We start from the raw sequence: 10,906 nt of genomic DNA, 5'->3' as shown, positions 1-10,906 counted from the left end.
GGCCGCAAGAGGTGACGACGAGGATCGCGGTATTGGCGTGTTCGCACGTGCGGTGGTGAGCCCGCCAGATCGAAACCTAATTGATGTCTATGCCGACGTGGGTTTTCAAGGGAACGGATGGTTTGATGCTCGACCGAACGACAAGTTCGGCATCGCTGTTGCCTATGCACACGTCTCGCGCGCCGTTCAAGCGCTTGACCGAGACTACCAATTCTTCCTCGATCCGACCTTCGCGCGCCGGTCGTCGGAAGCGCTAGTGACCGCTGCCTACGCCTATGAAATCCGTTCGGGGTGGTTGCTACAGCCGAACGCTCAATTTATCGCGCGGCCGGGAGGGGGGGCTGCCGATCCATTGAAAAGCGGCATGCCTGGCCGTCGGCTTGGTAACGCTGTCATTTTCGGTTTGAGAACGGTAGTCAAATTTTGATCGGCGTGGCGAGGAGACTGTCGCACCGAACCGCTGAGGGGCACATTGTAAAGAAAACGGTTTCCGCGGACGATTTGGTCTTTTTGATTGAGCAAGAGCTGCGAGGGAAAGTCCACAAGGGTCCGACGCCAAGCGTGGCAGTTGTTCCTGACCCAATTGAGGATCGAATCGTTGTAACCTCAGCGAAGGACCGTGCAAGGCTGTCCAACAGGGTCGACCCGGATCGAAACGAACTAGAGCGTTACACCCACTGCAACCCGAGTATCCAACTTCGACGGTTCTTTCCGGTAGCGCGCTCATTTTGTCTGCGGGTGCCGAGTGTTCATTAAACCCGCTGAGCTTTTGGGTGATTGCTATCTAGGAGTGACGAGGCTCTCGACCGATTGAATCGACACCCGGTCTCACGCGCCTGATGCTGGTGTGTCCATGCCGCGTATCAACGGGAGGGCTATAGCGCAGAGCACAGCCATTGCCCAGAAGGCCTGAACTTCAAACCATCCGTAGAGATAACCCGACGTCACCGTCATGACCGCAGAGGCAATACCGAGGGCGCCTGTACCGTAGACGGTTTGCGCAGTGGCCGACAGACCATTCGGCACAGTTCGCGCGATAATGCTCATGGCGGCAAGGTGTAATAGAGCGAATGTCAAACCATGCAGCGCCTGGACACCAGCCAGTGCGGGCACCGAAGTTGTAGTTGCCATCACGGTCCATCGGACGATACCGGCACAGGCCGCAAGGGCGGCCGCGCCCCGAGGGCCAAGACGGCCCATCAGCCACGGGCCGAAAAACAAGAAAACGGCGACCTCAGCAAGCACAGATTCAGACCACAGGATGCTGATTGCTAGGGTGCCGAAACCTGCCTCGCGCCAGTGGATCACTGCAAAGGTGTCATTGAGGGCGTGACTACCGATCACCAGCACGACCACGAGGATCAGTCGGCGGAACGCCGCTATTTTCCAAAGGGCTCCAAATGCGCCGGACGCGGTTTTTTCTGTGGTGTTCTCATCGGCAGCCGGTGTTCGGACCCCCATAGCGCATAGCGCCATGACAAGAAAAAGAGTGCTGCTGCTAAAGATGATCGAGGAAAGCCCAAAGCGATCGATCAGTTGACTTGACAACAGAGTCCCGGCGACGAACGCAGCCGAGCCCGCGCCTCGCACCCAGCCATACTGGAATTGACGTCCGTTGGCCGATGCGGTTACCGACATAGCGTCGGATAATGGCGCCAACGACGCAGTCGTGAAGGCATGTGCCATGCTGACCGCAAGCAGCGGACCGAACCCGAAGGCCAGGGTATACGCGAGCCCGATAACTCCGGACAAACTGGCGCATGTGGTGACAACCAACCTGTGCGCGCCCAGACGATCGGCTAGGCGACCCGCGGCGGGTCCCGCTGCAATCCTCACAATGGTTCCTGCAGCTAGAACCAGCCCGATTTGCTCAGCCGATAATCCGTGACTGCCCAGGAAAGCCGGCATGTACGCTGACTCGGTTCCATACGCAGCATAGAGCGCGGCATATAGCAGTAGAAAGCCTGGTAGCGAGTTGGCAGGCGATAAAACGGTCTTTGCCTCAAGGGGGGTGCTCATGACGCCAGGCGGCTTCGTGGCCGGCGGACTTTAGCTTCGCCTTCTGGATGGTGTGCGCTTGCGCGCGATGCCCAAACAATACTCCGGTTGCACCGAGTGCCAGGAACGCCATACCACTCTGCGGAATTGTTGGGACGATGTTGATGTTGAAATGCTGCACTCCGGCGGCTCGAAAGCCGCAACAGAGCGCTGGACTTCGGGATACCGATCATAAGTCGTGAAATGGTCGTCGTCATTGATGTCTTTCGACCTATTTGGAAGGAACTCACGTGCCATGAGTCCGGGGGCTTTCATGGCCGTGCCGCGTCAATCGCCATCGCTTCAGTTCCGAAATAGTCGTAAAGCCGGCAGCCGCGATGCGTCCCTTCGCCTTGATCCCCTGTAAAGCTGTTCCGACCGGCACTGGCGCAGCGGAAATAGTCTCCCACGTAGTGTTCACATCTGCATTGTTCAGGCCGTCTTTCGCCTGCCGTTGCGCGAATGCGGAACTGACGGGCAAGCCTGCTAGGCTACGGCGACGATGATTGGATCTCGCTTCCTCTCTTGCTGGGACATTCCAAGTACATCCGCTCGCTTTGGTTCCTCAACCGCGCGGCATGTCCTAGCGATCGCTCCGCAGTGTTCGGCCAAGGGTACCCATGAATGTGTGGCGTCAAAGATGATTGGACCAACGCCAATGCATAATGAACGCTGAGCTTTCGTCCGGCGGCTTTTCTACTGGCTTCGGGAGAACGTTGGAGCGCGTATCATTCGATGATCCGTTGGTGCGAAAAAATGCATCGGCGCGCAGGCGCCCGCAGAGGGGCCAGTGGCTGCGCAACCACGTTCGAATTTCCGCGTTAAAACATTTGCCGCAGGACGGCGCGCACCACGAGGACATTTCATGCTTCCCACATCCGACAGACGTGAAGATTCCATGCTTTTGCCGCTGGCGTTTCTCGCTTTCGCGGCCGTTGTGGCTTTCGCACTTCCTGAAGGTGAGGTCCAAGCCGCGGACAACCGGCGCGCATCTTCGAAGCCGGCCGGCGGTGGCGACTCCGGCCACGGACGCCAAGCCGACTCCCCGACCGAAATCCCCGCTCGCGGCTGGAAAGACGTCCTGAAGCGCACCGGCGAGCAGATCGGAAAGGACCGGCTGCTCGCCGTCGCTGCCGGCGTGGTTTTCTACGGATTGCTGGCGCTATTCCCGGGGGTCACGGCGCTTGTGTCGTCCTATGCATTATTCGCCGATCCTCAAACCATCAATGAGCACCTTTCCTTCATTGCCAACGTGCTGCCAGCGGGGACGTTTTCGATCGTGCAGGACCAGGTCGGCCGGGTGCTGGCGAAGGGCGATACCAAGCTCGGCTTCGCCTTCGCCTTCGGTCTTCTCCTTGCGGTCTGGAGCGCCAATGGTGGGATGAAGGCGATCATCGATGCCCTAAACGTCGTGTATGACGAGGAGGAGAAGCGAGGTTTCGTCAAGCTGAACGCCGTGTCACTTGCCTTCACACTTGGCGGCCTGTTCGCAATCCTTGCGTCGATCGGGCTGGTGATCGCTGCGCCGATCGCACTCTCGACGATCGGCTTAGGGCCGGTGGCTGATGCCGCATTGCAGTACGGCCGGTGGCCTGCCCTGGCCATTATGGTCATGCTGGGTTTGGCGGTGCTGTACCGTTTCGCTCCGAGCCGAAAGACTCCGAAGTGGGTATGGGTTTCCGTCGGCAGCGCGTTGGCGACAATGACTTGGATCCTCGGATCGGTAGCGCTGTCGTATTATCTGGAGCATTATGCCGGCTATGACGCGACCTATGGATCGCTGGGCGCGGCGATCGGCCTGATGATGTGGATGTGGATGTCGACCATCGTCGTGCTGTTCGGTGCGGAACTCAACTCGGAGCTTGAACACCAGACCGCCGCGGACAGCACCGACGGGTCGGGTAAGCCGATGGGCGAACGTGGCGCTCAAGTCGCCGATACGGTCGGCGGCACACGATGAACCGCATACGCAGCCTGATGCTATCTTGGCTTGCCATACTTTCCGGGTAGTTTCGACCGATCCGCCCCACGCAATGTGATGTATATGTCGAGAGCGGACAATCTGAGTAGCGGGGAGCAGGCGAAGGCATCTAACGCCAGCAGCCGGCTCCGGGCAAAGACGAACGTGTTGCATCTCCCAGCACCTGACGGCGTCCGACGCAACACGACGGTCGCCGCATCGCCGGCAGATGTCACCGCCGTCGAAACAGCTTCCCATCGCGACACTGCGGCTGACAGTTCTCGGCTCCGCCTTGGCGTCGATCTTGGGGTCACAGGCAGTTAGATTTATACGGGATTTGGCCGCGCGATGCACGCGATGGTCAGCCCCCGGGTTCCTCATTTACTCCAGCATGCTCGGGGACTTGCACGCCCTCAGCTTTCACTACGCTGACTGAACGCGCGAGGCGGCCCAGGCATTACCATGCAATTTACGGCTGCCAAAATCATTGAAGCGGCCGCTTTATAAACCAGGAACGCTTTTCGGCCCCGTTTCTTCTTTCGTAACCAGGAAGAGGCCAATGCCAGAATATTTAGACGAATAATTCGAGAATATGCTCACCGGCGTTGGGAGAAGGCAGGCAAGCCGGAAGGCGGCGAGCGGACGACTTCTGGCATCGCGTCAAGAGTGAGCTTGAAGCGGATGCGCCCGGGGATACAACAGAGCCAACGCCAAAGAGCAAAAGCGCCCCTGACGATTATCAGGGGCGCTTCATTAGTTACTTAGACATGCCGCCCTTGTTCTGCTGGCCCATGCCGTCCTTCGATTCGCCTCCCTGCTGCATGTTGTTGTTCATGCCGGTCGTGCCGTTGGACATACCGTTATTGGTCATGCCGCCCTTGGAATCGGGACGGTCGGCGGCGGTGCCAGTGCCCGTAGTCCCGGGCTGATTAACGCCCATGCCCGTTGAGCTGGGCTGGGGTGCCGACGGGTTGGCGCCGGACTGCGCAAAAGCAGCGCCGGAAATGAGGGTAACAATCGCGGTCGCCAAAATAATCTTCTTCATTTTGATCTCCTTCAGTTGTTTCGTGCCGGTGCAATGGAGTCCAAACAACTACGTTCCGGCGGCCCCGAGTATTTATTCTGAAACTCTACGATCCGTAGCCGCTTAAACCGAACTTGTCGGGGGTAGGAATGCGGAGCAGATCTCGAAATGGATCGCAGCGAAGGTTTAGTTCGAAGAAGGCCCGCCGTTGCCATGCCACCTTCCTGTTTAGCAAAGTCGCTGCGGTGAGCCTAACGTACGTGCTCGTTTCCAGCGAGCCTTGGCCACCAAGGTTAAAGAGCTCATTCAGTCAGGGGGCAGGCAGGGCGATTGTTGTGACATGGCAACGTTCAATCCATCGACCGGAAGGGATGCGGAAAAGCCGCAGCCGCAAGCTGCGGCTGACGAACGGGGGGGGTCGAGCTGAACGAGGACGAGGCGGATGCCACGTGGCAGCCGTCGTTTGCTGAGGATAACTGCCTATTCGGCTGCGTGTTTCTTTCTGGCCCTTTTGACTTTCTTAGTTTTCTTGGTGGGCTTCCTTTTCCTTTTCGCCGCGTTCATGTTGTCCACCAGGCTAGGATACTTGCGACCAGCCCTCTTGGCCGCTTTCTTCGCACCGGCCTTCTTCGCCGGAGAAAGCTTCTTAGACTTCCTGCCCGCTTTCGTTTTCGGGTTCGGCTTATCCCACGGTGTTTCCTTAGTCTTCTTCGCCATTGCATTTCCTCCGATTCGTGAGGCCAACAGAGGACCCCCTCTCAGGTTCCACCAAGCTGTCTAAAGGTTGTTGCGAGATGCTCGGCGTGTGTGCCGTGCTTCTGTTCCCACCTTTCCCATCAATGCCGGTAATACTCGTCATGATGTACTGTGCAGAGCGAATGGCAGCATCATCCGGCGCCTTCCCCATGACGCAACCCCGTCGCAAACCGCGGGAGTCGTGCTGGCGGGGGGGGCCAATGCGCCGGCTTTATGCCGTGCGACGCCGATCAACTTCGCCGCGCCGTGGGCAGACAGTTAGTGACCGTTCAAGTTTCGCATTCGAGCGACAACTTGCGCCAATTCATCGTGGCAATCGTACAGCAGATGCCAATTGGGTCTAGCCCGCCAATTGTCTGAACGCAGCGCTTCAGCTGCCTTGTTGTTCAATCGCACGTACTCCGCAATCAGCGCCGTGCGTTCGGCTTCTTCGTCTAAATTGAGCGGTTTCATTTTTGACCTCGGGTAAACCACTAAGCTCCTCGGGACAGAAGACGTCGGCTTTAGCCAAGATTTGTCATAAAAGTGAACGTGGGACATTACAAAGTACTGCCGCAATAAAAAATTACTGTTGGTATGCCGCTGTGATTGCTTCCTTCAAGCGGGGCTTTGCTGCGTAGCGTAGCGGCGGCAATGTTCGAGGTAAGCGGTTTCATGACGACCAATCAGAGCCACAACGCTCGACCATAGCCATGACGGCGCATCCAGCGTCTTGCTGCGGTGACGTTCGAGCTCCGCGGCCCACTTCATGCGTGTGGCATCATCCATCTGCCGCGCATGAGCCTTGCCGACAACGCCGGCCAGGAACCTTGCCGCCTTCATCGCCCCCGGCACGCTCAATTGCTCGATCTCGATTTTAAGGTCCTGCGGCAGCAATTCGCGGATGAAGACTGGCTTTTCTCGGATGATGCCCGCGGCCATTCGCTTGCCGAGATGCGGCGACAGATGCATCGCGCCGGCCACGACCCGCTGGGCCTGGTCCTTCGGCATCTTCTCGCCGGTGTAGCGCGGGGCCGCGGCGGCGGTGGCCTCTTTGACATCCATCAGCGCCCAACCGCGCTTCTTTCCCGAGCCGATTCCGAGCAGCACCGCATAACGTTTCAAGCCCAGCGACGAGCAGCCTTTCATCCAATAAGCCGCATCGAGGACTTCGACCTTCGCATCGTCGTCGCGCGATCGCAGCGAGGTAGCGAGATGGAGTAACGCTGGGCGCTTGAAAAGCACGTGAATGTCGTTGCGCTCGCCCTCGGTCAGCGACCAGAATTTCGAGCCGAGCGGGATCGTCGGCCGCGTGTCGAACAGCCGCTCTTTGGCCAGATGCTTCCAAGAACGCGCGATCGACCGCTTCACGGTAAACCGCACTGCCTTTGGGGCGTCGTCCAGCGCGTCGGTATCTTGCCGAAGCGAGGCCTGATAGCCCTCGATCACCTGCTCCATGATATGCGCAGTCGTCACGCCGGGCAGATTGGAGCCTCGCGAGGCGGTTGCCAACGACAGCGCCAGACGGATGATGTCGTGGGCCGGATTGCCGATGACGGTCTGGTCGAGATCCCTGATTTGGATGGCGACGCGGCCATCCAGCGCCGCCACCGGACCGAGGTTGCCGGCGTGGCAGTCGCCACAGATCCAGACCGCGGGACCTTCCGGCAGCGAGCCGCGCTTCTGCGATTCGAGCCAATCGTAGAACTGTACCGTTGAGCCGCGCACATAGGCGTGGGCCGATCGCGCCATCTTCAGCGACTGTTGCAGCCGCAGCGCTGAAATACGATCAGTAGGCCGCACGTCGTTTTTGGACGTCATAAATAAGCACCCGGGTTTTGCCGATAGGGCGCGTGGTAACTCACGGTGCGACGTTTTGTTACACGTTCATGACGCATATAATTTTAGAGGTCCGGACACCGACATAATGGGCATTGCGAAAATACGCGTGTCGGGGGACACGGTGGGAACCGAATTTGCTATCGCTACTTGTGACGACGGCAATCCGGTAGCAGAGCAATGATCTCCGTTTATCCTCCATCCATACAGCATCAGGCGCCTTTCGGCTCGCACCGGCCCGCTATTGTTGCGATCCCGGCCCACAATGAAGGGGGGCAGATTGAGCGCTGCCTTGCGGCGCTGGCGATGCAGCGCGATGCGACCGGCGCTCCGATTTCCGACGGTGATTTCGAGGTATTGATTTTCGCTAACAATTGCTCGGATGCGACCGCAGATTTGGCGCGGGCATTTGCAGCTATGGTACCGCACCCCGTCAGGGTTGTTGAAGAAAGTCTGCCGCCGGGCAAGCTCAGCGCCGGCTGGGCGCGCAAGCGCGCGATGGATCTAGCAGCGGCTTCCCTCGTGGCGCGAGGTGCCACGGGCCTTATTCTGACAACGGATGCCGATAGCTGTGTAGCGCCGACATGGTTTGCTGCCACGATGGCAGAGTTTGGCCGGGGCGTGGACTGCGTGGCGGGTTACATCGACGCTAATCCGCTCGAACTGGTTAGTCTCGGGCGCGCCTTTCTGGGCCGCGGCCGGCTCGAGGATACCTATCTCAGGCTCGTTGCGGAGATATATGCACGGTGCGATCAGCGGCCGCATGATCCTTGGCCGAACCACCGCGTGTCGTCCGGCGCCAGCTTAGCGGTGACGCTGGCGGCTTATACGGCAATCGGCGGGCTGCCGCCGCGCCTGGTGGGCGAAGACTCCGCATTAACCGAAACGTTGGACCGCGCAGGGTTCAAAGTCCGCCATGCGATGGATGTCAGTGTCTCCACCTCCTGCCGTTTCGACGGCCGCGCCCGGGGCGGGGCAGCGGACACGATGCGGCTACGGCACGCCGTGCCGGACGCGCCTTGTGACGATGATCTCGAACCGGCGCTTCAGGCCACGCGTCGCGCAATCTACCGGGGCCGGCTACGTAGATTCCTCAACGACGCTTCGTGGTCGCCCAGCTTCCCCTGCGGCTGGCGCATGCCCGCAGCGGTCACGCGGGACCCGGTGCTAGGGGAGACGTTCGAGGATGCTTGGCAGCGGATGTGCAGCAAGACGCCGATCCTGCAGCGCGGCCAGCCGTTGCGCCCATCCGACCTGCCGCGGCAGATCGCCATGGCGAAAATGATCCTCCGGCGATTGCGGCTGCCGGTTAGGGAGCAGAAAATCGTTCCAACCGATATACATCATCCCGCAACAGCACTCGCTGGGGCAATCTAGTGGCGACAGCCCGCGCGAACTGTTCACTAGCAGCCCGTCCGGTCAATGGATAGTTCGTCTCGCCGAGCCAGTGACAAACGATAATCTCGCCGCCAGGCAGAAGAGCATCTGTGCAGTGTGCTGCAATTGTCCAAAGGTCGGCCTCTACGAAATAATAGAGAACCTCCGATAGCACGATAAGGCTGTATTGTCCCGCCGGGAAATCACGGGGGAGCGTGCCGACCTCAAAAGTGACATTCCGGATATTCGCGTCGCGCGCCGCGGCGATGGCGGTTGCCGACGCGTCGATCGCCATAATCGTGTCGCATCGTTTGGCCAGCAATTCGGTGAGCACGCCGATTGAGCAGCCTATCTCCAGCGCGCTGATATATCGCGACTGGCCAAGAGCGCTTATCGTGGCCACATACTTCTCGTGCTCATAATTGCTAGTGCGAAATTGCCACGGGTCGATATCCGCACGATATTTCTCTTCAAAATATTCCGGTGGAAGGGTCCCTGTCTTGCGGCTCATGCGGCCACCTCGATAAAATATTCAAACGAGCCAAGGAAAGGCGCGAGCGTTGCCTCGGTAAAGCAAAAGCCTTCCGGGTCATCGTCGATGAGGTCGGTCATCTGGGAGATGTGGGCGGCGATGGCCGCGCGCTTGATATCCTGTTGGCAAGCGATATCGAGCCGGAAGCCACGCGGTGGGGCGCGGTCGAGCGGCAGCGAACTCTCTAGATGCCAGCCCCAGATCGGATAGGCCCACAACCGTAGCTCCGGCATCCGCCGCCGCACTGCGTACGCCATGCGCGCGGTGGCCTCGTGGTCGCAATGCGGATCGAGATCCCACGTCACAAACAGCGATTTGGCGCCGGCCTCGCGACACGTCTCGGTGATAGTAACCACCGCCGCGTCGAAGGCGGCGCCCGACGACGGCGCCTTGGTATCGGGAAGGCCGAGATGCGTGACACGATCGTCCGCGAGGCCGAGCAGAAATCCAGCGGCGGCCACTTCGGCGTGCCGGAGCGCGATTAACTGCTGGCGTAGAAAACGGCGCGACCGCGGATGTGATCCCGATCCATCGGTGACCACCACGACATTTGCCCGCTGTCCCTCGGCGCACGCGGCCGCGATCAGCCCACCGGCACCAAGGGTTTCGTCATCCGGATGCGGCGACAACACCAAGAACGGCGATTCCTGCGTCAGGTCATGAAGCGAGCCGAGCGGCAATTGGCGTATTGCCTCGAGATATTCTCCGGCCGTCAATTAAAATTCTCCCATGGGAGACGTCGATCCAAGAAACGCGCGGGCGGCGTCGCTCATCGCCAGATCAGGGACGGGCTGCCGCAGATAGGTCGAAAGGTCCCGGCAGATGCGCTCGATCGGGCTTGGTCGGATGAAAGATACAAGGCCGACGCCGCGCTGCACAGCTTCCATAACATCCAGCGCGGATCTCTCGGTAACCATGCGCGTCAGGTTTGCGAAGGCAACCACCGACGCCGGATCGCAGTCGTCGGCTCCCAGCCGTCTCGCGGCCTCCTCGACCCAAAACCGAACAGTCGTTGCGGAAGCCACGCACTGCGCGACCCGCTGCAACTGATACGGGTCATTGCCGCGGCCCCGCGAGATCAGATCATCGCGAAACAGGGCAACCAGCCGTTCCATCGCGCCGAGATGCGCCGCGCAAAATCGCCAGGCTCCGCCGGAAAAATGCGGTTGCCGCGTGAAGTCACCGACTGATCCGATCATCTCGTCAGGGCCAACGGAGATGCCGGACAGTTCGATCGCGCCAGTGGCCGTCGATCTCATGCCTTGCGCGGTCCATCCGCTCAGATCGACCTTTGAATTCTGAGAAAGGTCGAGGAGGCACATGATTTGCCCATCGACGCTTTTAGCGGTGACGATGGGGCGTGTCACCAGGCCGGCACCGGACGCCAGGATCTTGCGGCCCC

At 59.7% G+C, this 10,906-nt stretch carries 10 protein-coding genes and 1 pseudogene; 3 read left to right on the top strand and 8 right to left on the bottom strand.

The features are described 5' to 3' along the window. The coding region (locus JWR89_RS25860; RefSeq protein ID WP_299721052.1) for a carbohydrate porin at positions 1 to 427 on the top strand (427 nt) is incomplete at its 5' end. 401 nt (positions 428 to 828) lie between these two features. Here the strand turns inward: JWR89_RS25860 and JWR89_RS25855 are convergent. Next, the gene (locus tag JWR89_RS25855) at positions 829 to 2,019 is read right to left on the bottom strand and encodes an MFS transporter (RefSeq protein ID WP_299721051.1); all 1,191 of its coding nucleotides are present in this window, start codon (positions 2,017 to 2,019) and stop codon (positions 829 to 831) included. Between the two features lie 883 nt (positions 2,020 to 2,902). On the opposite strand from JWR89_RS25855, the gene JWR89_RS25850 reads away from it, so the two are divergent. Next, positions 2,903 to 3,997 (top strand): YihY/virulence factor BrkB family protein, encoded by a 1,095-nt coding sequence (locus JWR89_RS25850; protein ID WP_299721050.1) that lies wholly within the window; start codon positions 2,903 to 2,905, stop codon positions 3,995 to 3,997. A gap of 757 nt (positions 3,998 to 4,754) precedes the next feature. On the opposite strand, the gene JWR89_RS25845 is transcribed toward JWR89_RS25850, so the two are convergent. The 4 genes from JWR89_RS25845 to JWR89_RS25830 form a co-directional block, all read right to left on the bottom strand. After that, entirely contained in the window at positions 4,755 to 5,042 is a 288-nt protein-coding gene (locus JWR89_RS25845) for a hypothetical protein (protein WP_299721049.1), read from the bottom strand. Positions 5,043 to 5,501: 459 nt separating this feature from the next. Beyond that, complete coding sequence (locus JWR89_RS25840) at positions 5,502 to 5,738, bottom strand: hypothetical protein (RefSeq protein WP_299721048.1); 237 nt, start codon at positions 5,736 to 5,738, stop codon at positions 5,502 to 5,504. Between the two features lie 297 nt (positions 5,739 to 6,035). Further along, positions 6,036 to 6,230 carry a hypothetical protein gene (locus JWR89_RS25835; RefSeq protein WP_299721047.1) on the bottom strand — a complete coding sequence of 65 codons (195 nt, stop codon included), beginning with the start codon at positions 6,228 to 6,230 and terminating at the stop codon, positions 6,036 to 6,038. Positions 6,231 to 6,374: 144 nt separating this feature from the next. Continuing rightward, positions 6,375 to 7,508 carry a DUF2252 family protein gene (locus tag JWR89_RS25830; RefSeq protein WP_366143016.1) on the bottom strand — a complete coding sequence of 378 codons (1,134 nt, stop codon included), beginning with the start codon at positions 7,506 to 7,508 and terminating at the stop codon, positions 6,375 to 6,377. Between the two features lie 267 nt (positions 7,509 to 7,775). Here JWR89_RS25830 and JWR89_RS25825 point away from each other — a divergent pair, with 267 nt between their 5' ends. Beyond that, entirely contained in the window at positions 7,776 to 8,972 is a 1,197-nt protein-coding gene (locus JWR89_RS25825; RefSeq protein WP_299721045.1) for a glycosyltransferase, read from the top strand. Here the strand turns inward: JWR89_RS25825 and JWR89_RS25820 are convergent. From JWR89_RS25820 to JWR89_RS25810, 3 genes and pseudogenes are all read right to left on the bottom strand, one after another. Then, positions 8,905 to 9,483, bottom strand: coding sequence for an SAM-dependent methyltransferase (locus JWR89_RS25820; RefSeq protein ID WP_299721044.1), 579 nt, complete (start codon positions 9,481 to 9,483; stop codon positions 8,905 to 8,907). The two genes, JWR89_RS25825 and JWR89_RS25820, sit on opposite strands and share 68 nt — an antisense overlap. Then, positions 9,480 to 10,220, bottom strand: coding sequence for a PIG-L deacetylase family protein (locus JWR89_RS25815; RefSeq protein ID WP_299721043.1), 741 nt, complete (start codon positions 10,218 to 10,220; stop codon positions 9,480 to 9,482). The genes JWR89_RS25820 and JWR89_RS25815 overlap by 4 nt, the downstream gene beginning before the upstream one ends. After that, a pseudogene (locus JWR89_RS25810) lies at positions 10,221 to 10,906 on the bottom strand (acyl-CoA dehydrogenase); the annotation flags it as partial.

This window comes from Tardiphaga sp., assembly GCF_028290785.1.
Classification (GTDB): Bacteria; Pseudomonadota; Alphaproteobacteria; order Rhizobiales; family Xanthobacteraceae; genus Tardiphaga.
This window is presented reverse-complemented; position numbering and strand designations above follow the sequence as displayed.

Bases quoted from the DNA above. Each gene is read 5' to 3' on its own strand.
- JWR89_RS25840 (WP_299721048.1), bottom strand. From the start codon at position 5,738: ATGGCGAAGAAGACTAAGGAAACACCGTGGGATAAGCCGAACCCGAAA.
- JWR89_RS25850 (WP_299721050.1), top strand. From the start codon at position 2,903: ATGCTTCCCACATCCGACAGACGTGAAGATTCCATGCTTTTGCCGCTG.
- JWR89_RS25830 (WP_366143016.1), bottom strand. From the start codon at position 7,508: ATGGCGCGATCGGCCCACGCCTATGTGCGCGGCTCAACGGTACAGTTC.
- JWR89_RS25820 (WP_299721044.1), bottom strand. From the start codon at position 9,483: ATGAGCCGCAAGACAGGGACCCTTCCACCGGAATATTTTGAAGAGAAA.
- JWR89_RS25835 (WP_299721047.1), bottom strand. From the start codon at position 6,230: ATGAAACCGCTCAATTTAGACGAAGAAGCCGAACGCACGGCGCTGATT.
- JWR89_RS25845 (WP_299721049.1), bottom strand. From the start codon at position 5,042: ATGAAGAAGATTATTTTGGCGACCGCGATTGTTACCCTCATTTCCGGC.
- JWR89_RS25855 (WP_299721051.1), bottom strand. From the start codon at position 2,019: ATGAGCACCCCCCTTGAGGCAAAGACCGTTTTATCGCCTGCCAACTCG.
- JWR89_RS25825 (WP_299721045.1), top strand. From the start codon at position 7,776: ATGATCTCCGTTTATCCTCCATCCATACAGCATCAGGCGCCTTTCGGC.